15 protein-coding genes are annotated in these 17,479 nt (G+C 62.4%); 5 read left to right on the forward strand and 10 right to left on the reverse strand.

The window, feature by feature from the left end:
- Nucleotides 1-74 precede the first annotated feature (74 nt).
- Both ACP7CZ_RS00610 and ACP7CZ_RS00615 read left to right on the forward strand, forming a co-directional pair.
- Entirely contained in the window at nt 75-1,244 is a 1,170-nt protein-coding gene (locus tag ACP7CZ_RS00610; protein ID WP_294164646.1) for an acyl-CoA dehydrogenase family protein, read from the forward strand.
- Complete coding sequence (locus ACP7CZ_RS00615; RefSeq protein WP_054898668.1) at nt 1,241-2,188, forward strand: D-isomer specific 2-hydroxyacid dehydrogenase family protein; 948 nt, start codon at nt 1,241-1,243, stop codon at nt 2,186-2,188. Before ACP7CZ_RS00610 ends, ACP7CZ_RS00615 begins: the two co-directional genes overlap by 4 nt.
- 104 nt (nt 2,189-2,292) lie before the next feature.
- Here ACP7CZ_RS00615 and ACP7CZ_RS00620 read toward each other — a convergent pair whose 3' ends face one another.
- The 5 genes from ACP7CZ_RS00620 to ACP7CZ_RS00640 form a co-directional block, all read right to left on the reverse strand.
- Entirely contained in the window at nt 2,293-3,060 is a 768-nt protein-coding gene (locus tag ACP7CZ_RS00620) for an energy transducer TonB (RefSeq protein ID WP_294164644.1), read from the reverse strand.
- Nucleotides 3,057-3,503, reverse strand: a complete 447-nt coding sequence (gene tolR, locus ACP7CZ_RS00625) for a protein TolR (protein ID WP_072448832.1) — start codon at nt 3,501-3,503, stop codon at nt 3,057-3,059. The genes ACP7CZ_RS00620 and tolR overlap by 4 nt, the downstream gene beginning before the upstream one ends.
- 15 nt (nt 3,504-3,518) lie before the next feature.
- On the reverse strand, nt 3,519-4,211 hold the full coding sequence (tolQ, locus tag ACP7CZ_RS00630) for a protein TolQ (protein WP_197884069.1): 693 nt from the start codon (nt 4,209-4,211) through the stop codon (nt 3,519-3,521).
- A 47-nt stretch (nt 4,212-4,258) separates the two neighbouring features.
- A complete protein-coding gene (locus tag ACP7CZ_RS00635) occupies nt 4,259-6,124 on the reverse strand; it encodes a phytase (protein WP_294164642.1) in 1,866 nt (621 codons plus the stop codon).
- Nucleotides 6,125-6,294: 170 nt separating this feature from the next.
- Nucleotides 6,295-8,805, reverse strand: coding sequence for a TonB-dependent receptor (locus ACP7CZ_RS00640; RefSeq protein WP_294363282.1), 2,511 nt, complete (start codon nt 8,803-8,805; stop codon nt 6,295-6,297).
- Nucleotides 8,806-9,618: 813 nt separating this feature from the next.
- On the opposite strand from ACP7CZ_RS00640, the gene ACP7CZ_RS00645 reads away from it, so the two are divergent.
- Nucleotides 9,619-10,533, forward strand: a complete 915-nt coding sequence (locus tag ACP7CZ_RS00645) for a GGDEF domain-containing protein (RefSeq protein ID WP_294172556.1) — start codon at nt 9,619-9,621, stop codon at nt 10,531-10,533.
- Between the two features lies 1 nt (nt 10,534).
- The gene (locus ACP7CZ_RS00650; protein ID WP_294172553.1) at nt 10,535-11,572 is read left to right on the forward strand and encodes an AraC family transcriptional regulator; all 1,038 of its coding nucleotides are present in this window, start codon (nt 10,535-10,537) and stop codon (nt 11,570-11,572) included.
- Here the strand turns inward: ACP7CZ_RS00650 and ACP7CZ_RS00655 are convergent.
- From ACP7CZ_RS00655 to ACP7CZ_RS00675, 5 genes are all read right to left on the reverse strand, one after another.
- Nucleotides 11,559-12,440, reverse strand: a complete 882-nt coding sequence (locus ACP7CZ_RS00655) for a LysR family transcriptional regulator (protein ID WP_054898661.1) — start codon at nt 12,438-12,440, stop codon at nt 11,559-11,561. The genes ACP7CZ_RS00650 and ACP7CZ_RS00655 overlap by 14 nt on opposite strands.
- Nucleotides 12,441-12,684: 244 nt before the next feature.
- The gene (gene ycaC / locus ACP7CZ_RS00660; protein WP_003191905.1) at nt 12,685-13,302 is read right to left on the reverse strand and encodes an isochorismate family cysteine hydrolase YcaC; all 618 of its coding nucleotides are present in this window, start codon (nt 13,300-13,302) and stop codon (nt 12,685-12,687) included.
- A 29-nt stretch (nt 13,303-13,331) separates the two neighbouring features.
- Nucleotides 13,332-15,170, reverse strand: coding sequence for an amidohydrolase (locus ACP7CZ_RS00665; protein ID WP_057974876.1), 1,839 nt, complete (start codon nt 15,168-15,170; stop codon nt 13,332-13,334).
- Nucleotides 15,167-15,757: an antibiotic biosynthesis monooxygenase gene (locus ACP7CZ_RS00670; RefSeq protein ID WP_054898659.1), complete on the reverse strand. Its 591-nt coding sequence runs from the start codon at nt 15,755-15,757 to the stop codon at nt 15,167-15,169. Before ACP7CZ_RS00670 ends, ACP7CZ_RS00665 begins: the two co-directional genes overlap by 4 nt.
- A gap of 204 nt (nt 15,758-15,961) precedes the next feature.
- The gene (locus ACP7CZ_RS00675; protein ID WP_003191909.1) at nt 15,962-16,870 is read right to left on the reverse strand and encodes a LysR family transcriptional regulator; all 909 of its coding nucleotides are present in this window, start codon (nt 16,868-16,870) and stop codon (nt 15,962-15,964) included.
- A gap of 205 nt (nt 16,871-17,075) precedes the next feature.
- Between ACP7CZ_RS00675 and ACP7CZ_RS00680 the strand changes: the two genes are divergently transcribed.
- Complete coding sequence (locus tag ACP7CZ_RS00680) at nt 17,076-17,474, forward strand: helix-turn-helix domain-containing protein (protein WP_034127392.1); 399 nt, start codon at nt 17,076-17,078, stop codon at nt 17,472-17,474.
- Nucleotides 17,475-17,479: the final 5 nt, after the last annotated feature.

A 17,479-nucleotide genomic window follows, 5' to 3' on the forward strand; every position in this document is an offset into this window, starting at 1 on the left:
TTCGCGAGCAAGCTCGCTCCTACAAGGGGGTCAGGGCTTGCCACCCTCCCACATTTTTGACCGAGTACAGACTTATGACTCAACCGTCTCTCAAGGCTGTGGAAGCCGTCGATTTCGACGCCCTGCTTGATCATCTCAGCGCCGAGCTGGCCAGTACCGCGCCCCTCTATGACGAAAGCGGCGCCTTCCCCCACGCTAATTTCAAGCTCCTGCACCAACACCAACTCATCGCCCTGACCGTGCCGAAAAAACTCGGCGGCGGTGGCGCCAGCCTGTCCCAGGCGCGCAAGGTCATTAGCGCCATCGCCAAGGGCGAACCGTCCACGGCATTGATCCTGGTGATGCAATACCTGCAACACGCCCGCCTGCAAGACAACCAGAGCTGGCCCGCACACCTGCGCGTGCAGGTCGCGCAGGAGGCGGTGCAGAACGGCGCGCTGATCAATGCCCTGCGTGTCGAACCTGACCTTGGCACCCCAGCCCGTGGCGGTTTGCCGGCCACCACCGCCGTGCGCACCGCCGACGGCTGGCGTATCAGTGGGCGCAAGCTCTACTCCACCGGCAGCCATGGCCTGAGCTGGTTCAGCGTGTGGGCGCGCAGCGATGACGCCGACCCGCTGGTAGGCGCCTGGCTGGTGCCCAAGGCCAGCCCCGGCGTCAGCATCATCGACACCTGGGACCACTTGGGCATGCGCGCCACCTGCAGCCATGAGGTGGTGTTGGACAACGTATGGGTGCCCCTGGACCATGCGGTCAGCGTCAGCCCCTGGAGCGCCCCGCAAGCGGAGCTGGATGGCGAAGGATTCCTCTGGATGTCGGTGTTGTTGTCCTCGGTGTACGACGCCGTGGCCCAGGCGGCACGAGACCGGCTGGTGGACTGGCTGGAGGAGCGCAAGCCGTCGAATCTCGGCGCGGCACTGTCCACCCTGCCGCGTTTTCAGGAGACCGTCGGCCATATCGACACTTTGCTGTTCGCCAACCGTAGCCTGCTCGATGCTGCTGCCGCAGGCCACACGCCGACGGCCAATGCCGCACAAGTGAAGTACCTGGTGACCGGCAATGCGATCCGTGCGGTCGAGCTGGCCATCGAAGCCTCGGGCAACCCTGGCCTATCACGGCACAGCCCACTGCAACGGCATTACCGCGATGTGCTGTGCAGCCGCATCCACACTCCGCAAAATGACGCCGTGCTGCAAGGCGTCGGCAAAGCTGTGTTCAACCAGCGCCAAAAGGAACGCACATGAGCCAGGTGATTATTGCCAGCCAACTGGACGAAGATTACAACCAGGTGATCCGGGAGCGCCTTGCCCCACTGCACCCCGAAGCCCAGGTAATCGGCGTGCCGGTCGGTGTGCCCAGTGACTTGCCGGCCCACGCCAATATCCTGCTGCTGCGCCCGATCAATGTGCGGGGCTACACCGCCCCCGACACCCCGCCACCGGGCTGGCCCTACGGCGCACAGTGGGTGCACCTGGTGTCGTCGGGTATCGACTTCTACCCCCAGTGGCTATTCAACGGCCCACCCGTGACCACTTCCCGTGGCAGCGCCGCCGATAACCTGGCCGAGTTCGCCCTGGCGGCGATCTTTGCCGCGGCCAAGCATTTGCCGGACATCTGGGTAAAGGATGCCCAGTGGCAGTTCACCGCGCTGCGCCCGCTCAAGGGCACCACGCTGGGCCTTTTGGGCTTTGGCGCGATTGGCACAAGCCTGGCGCAAAAGGCTCTGGCACTGGGGCTCAAGGTGGTGGCGCTGCGTCAAAGCACAACCCCGTTCGGCCTCGATGGCGTGGAAGCGGCCAAGGACATCCACGACCTGTTTGCCCGCGCCGATCACCTGGTGGTGGCGGCCCCCCTGACCGAAGCAACGCGGCATATCATCGATCGTAATGTACTGGCCAGCGCAAAGCCGGGGCTGCACCTGATCAATATCGCCCGCGGTGGCCTGCTCGATCAGCAAGCGCTGTTGCACGCGTTGGATAACAACCAGATCGGCCTGGCTTCCCTCGACGTCACCGAGCCAGAGCCACTGCCCGATGGGCATCCGCTGTACAGCCATCCGAGGGTACGGCTGTCGCCGCATACTTCGGCTATTTCGACCCGCAGCAAGGAGGAAATTGCGGATACGTTCCTGGCTAATCTGGAACGGTATGTGGCGGGCCTTGAGTTAAGTAACCTCGCGAATGTCTGACGGCTTGCCCGCAAAGGGGGGGCCAGCCACTGAATATTCAACTGAGCCACCGCTATCGCCGGCAAGCCAGCTCCCACAGGTTTTGGGAAGGTGGCTGGAGAAGTTCATTTGATGCGGTAGTGGAAGGTGTTGCGCACTGCCGGTACGGCAACAGCTTTGCCATCGACGATTCTCGGCTGGTAGCGAAAAGTATTGGCCGCCGCCAATGAGGGCCTGATGAACAACGGGTGACAGCCTTCCAATACCTTGGGGTTTTCCACGTGCCCCTGGGTGTTGACGGTGTACTCCACCGAGCAGTCGCCTTCGATGTTCTTGTCCAGGGCGCGTTCGGGGTAGTCGGGGGCGGCCTTGCTCAAGGGTTGGTACTGGCGGCTGTCGAATGCAGGGGTAGGCGCAGGCACGGCGGCTCGGGCTTTTTCCGAAGCGGCACGCTCCTGACTCAGACGTTGCTGTTCCAACTCCCGATTGCGCTGCTCGGTCGCCATGCGCTGCTGTTGTTGCTCGAGTTTCTTTTCTTCAACCCGCTTGCGCGCCAGCGCGGCTTTCTCGAGCTTTTGCGCCTGCACCTGCGGATCAACCGTCGGCCTGGTCGGTACCGGGATGACAACAGGTTCTGCCAGCGCGGCAGCTACGGGCTCGGGTGTCGGCACAGGCGCCGGCGCCGGCGCCGGAGCGGGTAAAACCACCAACTGCGTGTGCATCACCCGCGGCGCATCCACCCCTGGTCGCTCCGTCGACCAGCCCAGCATCAACGCCACTGCCACCGCACCATGCAGCGCCACGGCCAGACTCGCTGCCAGGCCTTTACGCCATAAACCATCGCCGTTGGGCGCCAAGGCCAGTGCCGGACTGTGCAGGATCATCGTTGTCATTGTGGGGCCTCTGTCACCAGCCCAAGATTGCTGATGCCGCCCTTCTGCAGCACCGCCATGGCCGCCACTACACGGCCATAACCTGCATTGTCGTCAGCGCGGATATACACCTGGGTATCGCTGCGCGCCGTCACCACCTGCATGACCTTGGCGCTCATTTCTTCCAGGGTCACCGCGCTGTCGGTCTGCTGGCGCGTATCCAGCTCGCCACCCAGGTTCCAGTAGTAGCCACCGTCCGCCTGCACCGACAACGTCAGGATCTGCTGGCGCGTATCGGTGGCCAGCGCCTCGGCGGCGACCTTGGGCAGTTCGATCTTTACACCCTGGGTGAGCATGGGCGCAGTGACCATGAAGATCACCAGCAGCACCAGCATCACGTCGATGTAGGGCACCACATTCATCTCGGCCTTGGGCCCGTGCTTGCGTTGCGGCCTGATCAACATCGCTTTGCTCCTTGTTCAGGCGGCCACGGCCAGGTTGATCGAGGTACCGCGCAGCATGCGGTGCAGGTGCACTTGCAGTTCATTGCCGAAAGCGTAGTAGCGTGTGAGCAGGGTCTGGCTGCGGGCCGCGAAACGGTTATAGGCGATCACTGCCGGAATCGCCGCAAACAGGCCAATGGCCGTAGCAATCAAGGCTTCTGCAATACCGGGTGCCACGGTCGATAGCGTGGCCTGTTGCACCTGCGACAAGCCGAGGAACGAATTCATGATGCCCCACACGGTCCCGAACAGGCCGATGTAGGGGCTGACCGACCCCACCGTCGCCAGAAACTGCAAGCCCTTTTCCAGCTCCAGCTCCTGCTCGGTGATCGCTACCTGCAAGGCGCGCTCCACACCCTCGAGCACTGCCGGATCGTGGTGGTGCAGATGCTGGTATTCCTGCATGCCGGCAATGAAGATCGGCGCCACACCGCCCTCGCCCGCCTGCACGGTTTCGCGATACAAAGGTTGCAGGTCCGACACGACGCGAAAGCGCGCCAGGAAGCCGTTGAGCTGCCGTTCCAGACCACGCAGTACACTGCTGCGCTGAATGATCAGGTACCAGCTGAGCAAGGACGCCAGCAGCAAAGTGACCATCACAGCCTTGACCAACAGGCTGGCGTCGCTGATCAAGCTCCAGATCGTCATATGTTCCATCGTCGCGTGCATGGTGAAGCTCCTATTCGATTAAAAACGGATGACTGCGTGATGACAGCTCAGGGTAATTTCAACGCACGGCTCACCTCGGCCCAGGGCACGAACTTGAAGTTCTGGGCTTGCTCGGGCATGCGCTTGCGCCCGTCCTGCACCACCAACATGCCCTCGCTCCATGGCCCGCCGAGGTTGACGGCAGTGACCTCCAGGCCATCGGTTTCCGAGGCGCCATCAATGCCGGCGGCCGCATTGAGGCCAACGCGCAAGGCGCCGCGCACAGCGAATGGCGGCTCGGCGTCCAGCACCAGGTAGCTGTCATTGCCTTGGCTGGAGACCACCAGGTAATCCCGTGCGGGGCTTTGATACAGCGCCAGGCCTTCGACGTCCGCGTGCAGTTGCGCGCCTACTTTGATCACCGAAGTGAGCGTGGCCGGTTGCTCGGCACGGGCATCCATCGCCCACACGCCGACATCTTCCTCACCGATGAACAAGCGTTGGCGCTGGTCATCGGCCACACAGCCCTCGGGTTGGCTGTCGACCTTGAACTGACGCACCAACTCGCCCTGCACACGGCCAGCCGGTGCACTCAGGCGGTATTGCAGGAAGGTGCCATCCTTGTCATTGGCGAACGCGTAGAGCTCACCGCTGGCGGGCTGGTACAGGCAGATGCCGTAGATGTCCTTGAGTGGCGTGGGGACCTCACCGGCTTCAAGCAACTCGCCGCTCTGGCGGTCGATGCTGAACAGGCTCAGGGTATTGCGGTCGCGATTACTCGCCACGGCCAGGTCGACGGTGTGCGTACCGAGTTTGAAGCCAGGGCGTATGTCGACATTGTTCAGGCGCCCCACTGCCAGCTCCTGCAACAGCTTGCCGTCAAGATCGTAGGCCAGCAGGCCCTGTTTCTTGTTGGTCCCCAGCACACGACTTTTGGCCGGCGTTTCAGGGTGAACCCAGATGGCCGGGTCATCCGCCGCGTCGCCTTGGCGACCCACGGGTTCGGTCTGGCGCAGTGCGGCGACTTGCGCAAGTATCGGCGCAACCGGCACCGGCGTGGCTTGCCAGTCAAGGCGGCCCTGATAGAGCTGCTCGCTGTCGTCGTCCCGCACCAGCAGTTGCCGGCCCTGTATCACCAACTGCTCCGGTTCCTTGAGGCCCGGCAAGGCCCGGCTGGGTTGCTCAACCCAACGTTCCCCGACTTGCTGGAACAGGTGCAATTGCGCGGTTTTCGGGTCCAACGCGAGCATCCCGCCCGGCACCAGTGCCATGGCGCCTGCTTCGCGCTGGGGATCGTCGAACAGCGCCACGGGCGTGCGCGTCACCTCGGCTTCCGGGTGTGCCGGGTAGGCCCACCAGCCGACGTTTTGCTCATTCACCACCAATCGTTCGGTCGCATCGTCCACTTGGCAGTATTGCGCCGATGGCGGCAGTGGCAGGCTGCGAACACGCTGCGCCTGGGCCAACAGCGTCGAATCATTGCCCACCAGCCACTGCTCGCCCTTGCCCTCTTCACCGACCAGAAACACAAACAGGTTGGCCGCCGAATCGCGATAGAGGCACAGGCTATTTACCGCGAAGTCGCGGGTCGGCAGGTACAGCGGCGTACCCCAGGTTTTGCCGGCGCCATCGAGACCGATCAGCAAGGCCTGCTGGCGGTCGTTATCGAGGCTGGCGATCAGCGATTGAGTGCCGGCAGCGCGTGTGTCGAGGCTGCTGAAACGGCCTTTGAAGCGGGCCAGTTCGACGCCTTTATCGTCGAGCAGCAGCAGGCCGTCGCGGGCACTGGCGGCCACGCGCTGGGTGCCGCCGGGCAGGAAGGCAACGGCCTGGGCGTTCAGGCTGGGTGCCCAAGGGGTCAGCGGTAGGTCAGTGGCGAACGCATTGGCGCTGCTAACCAGTACGACCAGCAGGCACAGCTTGGAAATTCTCATGAACAGACAATCCTTCGAAAACAATGGAGATCCCGTTTGGGAGGGCTTGCCCTGATGCCCTGTAGGAGCGAGCTTGCTCGCGAAAAACTCCCAGGCGCCGCATTCATTCAGGCGCCCCGCGTCATCGTTGAAGTTTTTCGCGAGCGAGCTCGCTCCTACAGGGGCCAGGGTTAGAAATGGGTGAAGGTCAGGCCCAACTTGTAGGTGGGGCCGTACTCTTCGTACTGGCCGTTGTAGCTACGGTGGCCGGTGTAGACGAAGTACGACTCGTCGGTGAGGTTCTGTGCCTCGAAGCTGACCTGCAGGTTCTTGGTCAGTGAGTAGCGCGCACTGAAATCAACGAAGGTTTGCGCGTCGACGTGCAGGTCATGGGCCTTGTCATTGATCGACGCCAACTCATACAAATAGGCCGATTTGTAATTGGCCGACAGGCGCAGGCTGAGGGTGTCGTCTTCCCAACCGAGCATCAGGTTGCCGACCGTGTCCGACTGGTTGGGCAGGCTGATGTTGCGCTTGCGATTGCGCCCGCTGGCACTGTCGAAGCCCTCGATGTCCGCGCGGGAACGGCTGAAGGTGCTGTTGGCACCGATCATCAGGCCGTTCCATGGCGCAGGCAGCCAGTCGAACTTCTGTGAGTAGGCCAGTTCCAGGCCATACAGTTTGGCGCTGTCGCCGTTGGCAAAGGTGTGCGCCTCGGCGAAGTTGGCCCAGGCACCGGTACCAGCCACGTCGGTGTTGTAGACGAAGTTCTGGATGTCTTTGTAGAACACGAAGGCCGACACGGTACCGGCACGGCCCATGAAATGCTCGATGCCCAGGTCCAGGTTGCTTGATTCCAGAGGCTTGAGGTCCGGGTTGCCGAACGTGGCCTCGTCATCGTCAATCACAAAACCCGGGGCCAGTTGGCCAAAGGTCGGACGCACCACCGATTTGGTCCAGGCGGCGCGCACTTGGGTGTTCTTGTCAATCTGGTAGCGCGCATGCAGGCCCGGCAGCCAGTGGTGATAACGGCGCTTGGTCTCGGTGGCGCTGAACTGGCCGTCCGTGGCACCGGTGCCCTTGGCTTCGAACTCGGTACCCTCGTAACGCATACCGGCGATGAAGCGCCAGTCGTCAATATCGACGGTGTTCATCAGGTAGCCGGCATTGATGTCTTCGCGGATGGTGAAGTCGTTGACAGTGGATTCGGTCGGGTCATAGAAGTCATCGCGATTGAGGCCGCCGATCAACTGACGGATATTGCCCGCGCTGATACCTGGGCCAAAGCGGCCGAGGCGGTAGTCGACGTTGCCCTTCTGGAACTGCGTTAGGTTGAGTTGTTCATCGCTCAAGCCCTGTTCATCCAGGTCCTTGTAGACCCAGGCCTCCAGGTCATTGTCCTTGTGGCGCCGGCTGACCTTGCCGCCGAACTTGAACTGGGATGCGTAACCGCTGAGGTCATAGTCGCGGGCCAGGTCCAGGCGCAGGTTCTTCTCGGTGTCCTGGGTGTGCTGTTTTTCCCAGTCGACTTTGTCCAGGCTGAAATTGGCGGGGTCGTAGAAACCGCTACCAACGAGCGGGCGCGGCTTGGCCGTGTCGTAGAAGCCGCTGTCGGCAAAGTCACCGCCGTCGAAGGTCGCACCGGCAATATGCCCCGGGCTGTCTTCACTGGAACGGCTGTAACCGGCCTGGCCGCTCAAGGTCCACAGGCCGAGCATGCGTTCACCGCCCACTACGTAGGACTGGATTTGCTGGGTTTCCTCGCGGTTCTTGAGCTTGCGTTTGCCCTCGGCGTCGCCCAATTCGCCGGGCGCTTGCGGGTCTGCAAACTCGAGGCTGGCAGCGTTGCGGGTTTCGGTGTCCTTGTAGCGACTGTAGAGGGTGCGCAGGTAGTAGCTGCTGAGGTCATCGGGCTTGTAATCGAAGTTAAGGCCACCACCCGCGCGTTCACGGCTGATGTCGTAGTCGCGCTGCTCGAATTCGTTGAGCCGGGCGCCGTTGCTGAAGTCCCAGGCGCCGCCGGTTTCGACGTTGTCCGAGCCGAAATCACGCTTCTGCCAACTGAGGGCCGCGGCCACGCCAAAGTTGTCGATACCGTCGCCGAGGCTGAACCGGTTACTGGCGGCGCCGGAGAATTTGGGGCTGGTCTGGTGCGTGTTCTTGTCGTAGCTGGCCTCGGTGCTGCCGGTATAGAACAGGCCCTTGTGGTCGAACGCCGAAAGGCTTTTCACATCGACGGTGCCGCCGAGGGAGTTGGCGTCCATGTCCGGTGTGAGCGTCTTGATCACGGACAGCGACTGCACCAACTCCGAAGGCAGAACATCGAGGGCCACGGCGCGGCGCTCGCTCTCGGGGGATGGCACCAGGGTGCCGTTGATGGTCACGCTGTTGAGGTCCGGGCCCAGGCCGCGCACGCTGACAAAGCGGCCTTCGCCCTGGTCACGTTCAACGCTGATGCCCGGCAAGCGCTGCACCGCCTCGGCAACGTTCTCATCCGGCAACTGGGCGACGCCGTCGGCATGCACCACGCTCTTGATACTGTCGGAAGAGCGCTGCTCCTTGAGGGCGCTGTCGATCGCAGCGGCTTGGCCGACCACATCGACATGCTCGGTGGCCGCTTCCGCGGCGTTGAGCCGCTCGCAGGCTATCGCCAGAGCCAAGGCGGTAAGCGTAAAGCTGACGAGCCCGGTGCGCTTGTACATGAAACCCTCCCCAAGAATCCGTTGGCGCCAGGCAAGGGGCCCGGCAACTGGGAGGGCACGCTAGGGGGCAGGCGTGACGGTTCTGTGACAAGGTTGCGGGCAGAGCCTGTCAAAGCGGGGTTTACAGGCTTCTGGAGCGGATAAATGAGCTGAAATGACCTCAGTCAGATGCGGGAGCAAGCGGGCTTGCCTGCGATAGCGGCCGGACAGCCGATGCTTATCTCTCTGACACCCCACAGTCCAAATGTGGGAGCTGGCTTGTCTGCGAAGACGGCAGTTCAATCGACAGAGAAGTCGAATGTGCCGCCCAGGTAACCACGATGCGAAGCGAGCCGCTCTTGATCTGCTCTTGATCTTGATCTTAGGCGCCCCGTTAAACCACGCTGGCCGGAATTCGACAGGGATTTGGGGGGTAAACCGGCAGGGATGCCGGTTTAGCCGCCCCGCGCCATGGATGGCGCGTGGCGGCGGCCCCCCAAATCACTGGCGGATTACGGGCACACCGAGCCTAAGCGAGGTGCCGAGTGGTGGGGCAAGAGCCTTTTGCTTACTTTTGGGCTCTTTTCAAAAGTGAGCCGCTGTAAAAGCGGAACCCTAAGTGGCCGTTATCGCAGGAATGGATATGTACTCGGTATAACAGTGTCGCCTGTCAGGTCGCCATCGCAGGCAAGCCAGCTCCCACATGGGCTCTATGTCCAGCTAAAAAATAGGCCGAGGGCATGAGCTGATTCGACCCTCCCCGCCCGTCATCCAACCGTCACATCCATCTGCTGTGCTGACGCCCATTACTCATTTGCCCAAGGACCCGTGGCCATGTTTTCCGTGCTCAAACCCCACCGCTGGAAACTCGCATTGCTCCTGATCGCCGCCAACCTCGGGCTGATCCTGCACCTGGCCTGCGGCGAGCTCAAGAGCGTCAGCGAATGGGTGTGGCTGGATATCATCGGCGAAGGCGGTTCGGCGCTGCTCGCGCTGATCTGGCTGGGCCTGGTATTGAAAAGCCGCCCCGCCGGACGGGTCACCCAATACCTGGCGCTGGGGCTGTCGTGCATCTTTTTTTCCTGGTGGATCGACAGCCTCGACGAATTCATCCGCCTGCCTGACAGCATCTCCTGGGATCACTGGCTGGAGTCAGGGCCAATGCCGGTGGGCATGATCCTGCTGACGATTGGCATTTATCACTGGCACCACGAACAACTGGCGATCAGCGCACAGATGGAAAAACGCGAGCGGTTGTTTCGCGAGCATCGGCTGTTCGACAAACTCACGCCCCTGGCCGGTGCCGACTACCTCAAGCGCCAACTCGCCGACAGCCTGCGCGACAGCCAAGCGCAGCAACAACCACTGTCGTTGTTGGCCCTGGACCTGGACAACTTCGCCACCATCAACCAGGCCTACGGGCATGCCGAGGGTGATGCGGTGCTACAGGCGGTCAGCCATGTGCTGCTGCTCAACCTGCGCCGCCAGGACCTGTTGTGCCGCCTGGCGGGCGATCGTTTTGTGGTGCTGCTGCCCAACACCGGCGAGCGCCAGGCCCAGGGCCTGGCGCTGGAGTTGCAACACGCGGTGCAGAGCCTCGCCCACAAGACCCGGCAACAGGGCGAACGCCTGCAACTGACGGCGACCACGGCGGTGGTGATGGCCTTGCAAGAGTCACCTCACGAGCTGCTCAAGCGGCTGAATATGGGCCTGGCCCGGGCCAAGCAACCCCTTGCGAAAAGTGCCTGAAATGGCCGTGAAAACCAGCTGGTATGAAAACGACAGCCGCTTCATCCCCGGTCACTATCAACCCGCCACGTTGATCGACCTGGGCTTGTCCCGGGACATCGACAGCCATCGCCTACTGCGCGGCACCGGCCTGTTCCACGAAGACATCCTGGCCGGCAATGCGCGGTTGAGCCCGCAGCAGTTCCTGGGTTTGATCGGCAACAGCCGCAAACTGCTGGATGCCGATGACAGCAGTTTCCTGTTTGGCCAACGCCTGCTGCCCGGCTACTACGGCGCCGCCAGTCATGCGCTGGGGCATGCACAGAACCTTCATCAGGCCCTGGATATCCTGATCCAGCAACAAGTGCTGCTCAGCCCGCTGGCCACGCTGCAACTGGAGCTGGATGAGCACCACGCTTACCTGTATTGGTTGGACAGTTGCGGCGCCGGCGAACACTGGCGCTTTCTGCTCGAAGCCAGCATGACTTCACTGGTTGCCATGAGCCAATGGCTCAGCGGCCAGCGCTTGCCGTGGGTGTGCAGCTTCAGCCATGCCGAACCTCGGTATGTCGAGCAATACTGGGTGCATCTGGGCGAACACACGCGCTTCGAACGCCCTCTGAACATGATGTGCCTCCCCCGTGAATACCTCGCCCACACCTGGCCGGGTGCTTCGGCCACGGCGGGCCAGGTCGCGCGCCAGCAAGCCCTTGAACAAATCGAGCAACTGGGCTTTGCCACAAGTTTTCTGGACTGCCTCGATGCCTACCTGCGCGAACACGTGCGCCAGCCACCAAGCCTGGAACAGGCCGCCCACACCTTCGCCATGAGCCCGGCCACGCTAAAGCGCAAGTTGCAACGGCACGACACCGGTTTTCAGCAACAGGTCGACCGGGTGCGCAAGCATGTGGCGTTGCACCTGTACCAGGCCAAGGGGTGGAGTAACGAGCAAGTAGCGGCGTACCTGAATTTCAACGATGCGGCGAATTTTCGGCGCTCGTTCAAGCGGTGGACGGGCAGCACGCCCAACCTGATCCGCCAACTGTTCAGCAGCCGCTAGCCAGGCGTTCGCGCAGGAACTCCACCAGCGCTTGCACCGGGCGTGAACTCTGGCGGTGCTGCGGGTACACCGCCGACAGGGTCAAGGCCTCAGGAGCGAAGTCCTCCAGTACCTTGACCAGACGCCCATCCTTCAAGGCCTCGCTGACAATGAACGTCGGTAGGTAGGTAACGCCCAAACCGGCTATCGCGGTATCGCGCAGCAGGTCACCGTTGTTGACGCGCATGCGCCCACTGACGCTCAACGCTTGCACCTTGCCTTTGAAACGCCATTGCACCTGACGGCCGTGGCCGTAAGGCAGGCAGTCGTGCGTGGCTAAATCCTCGGGTTTCAATGGCGTACCCCGCAGCGCCAGGTAGTCGGGGCTGGCGCAATACACCCGCTCGATAGCGGCGATCCGCCGGGCGATCAGGGTGGAGTCTTCCAGGGTGCCGATGCGCAGCACCAGGTCGTAGCCTTCGCCGATCAAGTCCACCGGGCGGTCGCTCAGGTCGACTTCAACGCAGACCTGCGGATGCTGGCGCAGGAACAACGGCAACAGGCAACCCAGGTGCGCCATGGCGAACGACAAGGGTGCACTGAGGCGAATGGTGCCGCGGGGTTCGCTGTTCTGGCCGGCGATGCCCTGCTCCACTTGCTCCACCTCACCGAGCAGGCGCAAGGCCGACTCGTAGTAACTCTGGCCCAGCGGCGTGACGTCCAGGCGCCGTGTGGAGCGGTTGAGCAGGCGTACGCCCAGGCGGTCTTCCAGTTGGATCAGGCGGCGGCTGACGAATTGCTTGGACAAGCCCAATTGCTCGGCGGCGGCAGTGAAACTGCCGGATTCCATGACCTGGCAGAACAGGCGCATGTCTTCGAAGGGGTTCATTGTCGCTTCTCAGGGGACGATAGGCTGTTTTATAGCCCGTCAGTGGTCACACCACAAACCAAAATGTGAACACCATCAAATGTTGGAGCTGTGTCAGGCGCTGATGTTGTGGGCAATATAAACCCATGTGGGAGCTGGCTTGCCTGCGATAGCGGTGTATCAGCCAGCAATACTGTTGACTGATGCATCGCAATCGCGGGCAAGCCCAGCTCCCACAGGGTTTTGCGGTGTTTTACAGAGCAGGTTACTTGGCAGCGAACGCCGAGTAGCTGTTCATCAGGTTGCGGTAGTTGGGAATGCGCGGCGAAAGCAGGTTGGCCAGGCCTTCCATATCGTTGCGCCAGTCCACTTGCAGCTCGCAGGCCACCGAGAACCAGTTGACCAGTTGCGCACCGGCGGCGGTCATACGCGCCCAGGCGGCTTGTTGCACGGTTTCGTTGAAGGTGCCGGAAGCGTCGGTGACCACGAAAACCTCGAAGCCTTCGTCAAGGGCACACAGGGTCGGGAATGCCACGCACACGTCGGTCACCACACCGGCAATGATGATCTGCTTGCGGCCGGTCGCCTTGACGGCCTTGACGAAATCTTCGTTGTCCCATGCGTTGATCTGGCCAGGGCGCGGAATGTACGGCGCGTCGGGGAACAGTTCTTTGAGCTCAGGCACCAGCGGGCCGTTGGGGCCGCTTTCAAAGCTGGTGGTCAGGATGGTCGGCAGGTTGAAGAACTTCGCCACGTCGGCCAGGGCCAGCACGTTGTTCTTGAACTCGTTGGGGGAGAAATCCTGCACCAGGGAGATCAGGCCGGTCTGGTGATCAACCAACAGCACAACAGCATCGTCTTTGTTCAAGCGCTTGTAAGTCATGGGTAACTCCTTTGGGGATGGGGTGTTTTTCAAAAAGCAAAGCAGGAGCAGCCGAACGCCCCCCAGAAACCCTGGAAGTCGCTGACCGGCACGCTGGAAAGGCGCGCTTTTTCATGGCTGTGGGCATGCACGCCACAAGGGCCGCTGCACTGGTGAACCTGGGCCTGCATCGGCGACGTCGGGCGCCAGTGCCCTGGCACCTTGACCACCGGCGACCAGTCGGGCAGCACCGGTACCCGTGGCGGTGCGAAATCTTCGAAGTCGCCAGCGCCGTACACGACCTTGCCGCCGACCACTGTCAGCACCGACTCGATCCACTTGATAGCTTCTTCCTCGACACTGAAAAAGTCCGCCGACAACGCGGCGACATCCGCCAATTGGCCGACCTTGATCTGGCCTTTCTTGCCCTGCTCGGACGAGAACCAGGCGCTGCCGTGGGTGAACAGCTCCAATGCGGTAAGGCGCGGCAAGCCCTCGGCGTGCAGCTCCAGGCCACCGACGGTACGGCCGCTGACCATCCAGTACAGCGAGGTCCAGGGGTTGTAGCTCGACACGCGGGTGGCATCGGTGCCCGCCCCAACCGGCACGCCTTCGGCCAGCATGCGCTTGATCGGCGGTGTGGCTTCGGCGGCCTTGGCGCCGTAGCGCTCGACGAAGTATTCGCCCTGGAACGCCATGCGATCCTGAATCGCAATACCGCCACCAAGGGCACGCACGCGTTCGATGTTTTTCGGGGTGATGGTTTCGGCGTGGTCGAAGAACCACGGCAAGCCATTGAACGGAATATCGCGGTTGACCTTCTCGAACACGTCAAGCATGCGCGAGATGGACTCGTCGTAAGTGGCGTGCAGACGGAACGGCCAGCGCTGTTCCACCAGGTGGCGCACCACCGGTTCCAGCTCCTGTTCCATGGTCAGCGGCAGGTCCGGGCGGGGCTCGAGGAAGTCTTCAAAGTCCGCCGCCGAGAACACCAGCATCTCGCCGGCCCCGTTATGGCGCAGGTAGTCATCGCCCTGATGCAGGGTGACGCTGCCGGTCCAGTTCTTGAAGTCGCTGAGCTCTTCCTTGGGCTTCTGGGTGAACAGGTTGTAGGCGATGCGCACCGTCAACTGTTGATCCTTGGCCAGTTGCTCGATCACCGCGTAGTCATCGGGGTAGTTCTGGAAGCCGCCGCCGGCATCGATGGCGCTGGTCAGGCCCAGGCGATTGAGTTCCCGCATGAACTGGCGGGTGGAGTTGACCTGGTATTCCAAAGGCAGTTTCGGGCCCTTGGCCAAGGTCGCATACAGGATCATCGCGTTAGGCCGCGCCACCAGCATGCCGGTGGGGTTGCCGTTGCTGTCGCGCACGATCTCACCGCCCGGCGGGTTCGGCGTGTCCTTGGTGTAGCCCGCCACCCGCAGGGCTGCGCGGTTGAGCAAGGCGCGGTCGTACAAGTGCAGCACGAACACCGGGGTGTCCGGGGCGGCCTGGTTGAGTTCTTCCAGGGTGGGCATGCGCTTTTCGGCGAACTGGAATTCGTTCCAACCGCCCACCACGCGTACCCATTGCGGCGTGGGCGTGCGGTCGGCCTGGTCCTTGAGCATGCGCAAGGCATCGGCCAGGGACGGCACGCCTTCCCAGCGCAGTTCAAGGTTGTAGTTCAACCCGCCACGAATCAGGTGCAAGTGCGAGTCGTTGAGGCCGGGAATTACGGTGCGGCCCTTGAGGTCGATGACCTGGGTGCCGCTGCCGCGCAGGGCCATGGCTTCGCCGTCGGTACCCACGGCGACAAAGCGCCCTTGGTGGATGGCCACGGCGGTGGCGCGTGGGTTTTCCCGGTCCACGGTGTGGAACTGGCCATTGAACAGAATCAGATCGGCGTTCATAGGGTTTCCTTTACAGAGGCTTCAAGCCAGGGAGCGAACAGGCGGGTGGCCGCCGGCATCAGCAGGTACACCACCAGCAACACGATGGTCAGGGTGACCAGGAAGGTGGAGACCACGTAATTGGACAGAAACGGGTGCAACCGCAGGATCGGCCCCCAGATAAACGGCAGCAGCAGGGTTTGCGGCAGGATCACAAACAGGCTGACCACCGCCTGCTTCCAGCGCGGCGGCTTGGCACCACCCTCGGCCTGGGGCGTGAACCAGAATTCATTGGCCGCGCCGATTTCCGTCTGGTCGCCGTCCGCCAGCATCGGCGCGGCTTCGTCGATCAGGGCCTGGCGTTGCGGGGAGCCGAGCCACAGCTCAAGGGCGCTGGTGGAGCTATAGCGCAGCACGCAAGTGAACAGCGCCATGCCGTTTTGCTGGCTGCGCACCACGTCAACACCAAGGTGCCCAGGGCGTTCGCCCGCGATGCGCACGATGCGGCGCAACCAGGCTTCGTACTCGACTTCAAAACCGGGTTTGACCCGGTGCTTGACGACCAGGGTGACGACTTCGTCGGGGCCGGTGTTGGTGGTTGAATCCATGGCTGAGTGCTTCCCCGGAGTATTGAGCGATGGGGAGAGTCTGGCGGCTTGGCGGCTGGGGAGAATTGGATGTATGTGCTGTTTGGCTTGTTGCAGGAGCGGGCTTGCGCGCAAAAAACGTCAACGATAACCCCTACTTTCTGAATAAACGTGGCGCCTGGGAGTTTTTCGCGAGCAAGCTCGCTCCTGCAATGGCCGGCAAATCTATGTGGCCCGCGCCATATGCTCCGCAATCCTGCCCCTCAACCACCGCTCCGCCGGGTCGTTGTCATGCACCCCGCTCCACACCATCGACAGCTCCGCCGCATCAATCGCAAACGGCGGGTCCTCGGCGCGCAGACGTGTGCCTTCAGTCAGCGCGCACGCGGCGTAATCCGGCACGGTCGCGATAATCTGCGTCCCCGCCAGCAACGCCCGTAACCCGCTGAACTGCGGCACCGCCAGTACCACGCGGCGCGAGCGGCCGATGCGGGCCAGGTCCAGGTCGATATTGCCGCTCAGGTCACCGGAGAACGACACCATTGCATGGGGCCTGGCGCAGTAATCATCCAGGGTCAGCGGCGCCTCGCCGTCATCGCCGCGCAGGACTTTGCAGGGGATATCCCGCAGCTTCTTGCGCTTGGCATTGGCCGGCAGGTCGGTGGTGTAGCTGACCCCCACGGAAATTTCACCGCTGGCCAGCAGCGAAGGCATCAACAGGTAATTGGCGCGGCGCACCACTACGATGATGCCCGGCGCTTCTTCGCGCAGGCGGCTGAGTAACGACGGAAACAGCCCGAACTCCGCATCATCGGACAGGCCGATACGAAACACCGCGCAGCTGGTGGAGGGGTCGAAATCCTTGGCGCGGCTGACGGCGCCCGAGATGGTGTCCATGGCAGGTTGCAGCTCCTTGAGTATCGCCAGTGCGCGCGCCGTGGGTTCCATGGCACGGCCGTTACGCAGCAGCAACGGGTCGTCGAACAAATCGCGCAAACGGCCCAGCGCGGCGCTCACTGCCGGTTGGCCGATAAACAGTTTTTCGGCGACTCGGGTCAGGTTTTTCTCGAACATCAAGGCTTCGAAAATCACCAGCAGGTTCATATCGACGCGGCGCAGATCGTTGCGGTTCATGGGCGCTATCCAAACGTTTTCCAGGGGGCCAGGGAAGCATGCACTGCACGCCTGGGATTGCATAGCTGTGCTGTCTTTTCCGGCACCGCACCTGGCGAAATTAACAACGATTAACTCGTCAGCCAGGCGCTCCGGCAACAAGATGAAGCGCGTCTACACTGCACCCATCCACCGGGAACGTTCCCATCGACTGCGGATATTTGTCATGGCCCGACTCGAGCAATATTCCCCCCGGTTGCCCGCCACCGGTGGCCTGTGCCCCCGGCGCGAGCGCATCGCCAAGCAACTGATCCTCGCCAACCTCGGCGAAAGCCTGGCGATCGCCGACCTGGCCCAGGCCTGCGCCTTGTCGCGCAGCCATTTTTCCCGCGCCTTCAAGTGCACCACCGGGCTGTCGCCCCAGGAATGGATCCGCCAGCAACGCATCCAGCGCGCCAAGGAACTGATTACCGGCTCGTCCCTGAGCCTCACCCAGATCAGCCTGGAATGTGGCTTTTGCGACCAGGCGCACTTCTGCCATATGTTCACCCGCAGCGAAGGCGTCAACCCGATGACCTGGCGAAATCACCACTCGCGCAGCAAACCTGATGTGATCGCTGCCTAGTGGTC

The organism is Pseudomonas sp. DWP2-2 (assembly GCF_049897065.1).
Lineage (GTDB): Bacteria > Pseudomonadota > Gammaproteobacteria > Pseudomonadales > Pseudomonadaceae > Aquipseudomonas > Aquipseudomonas paracarnis.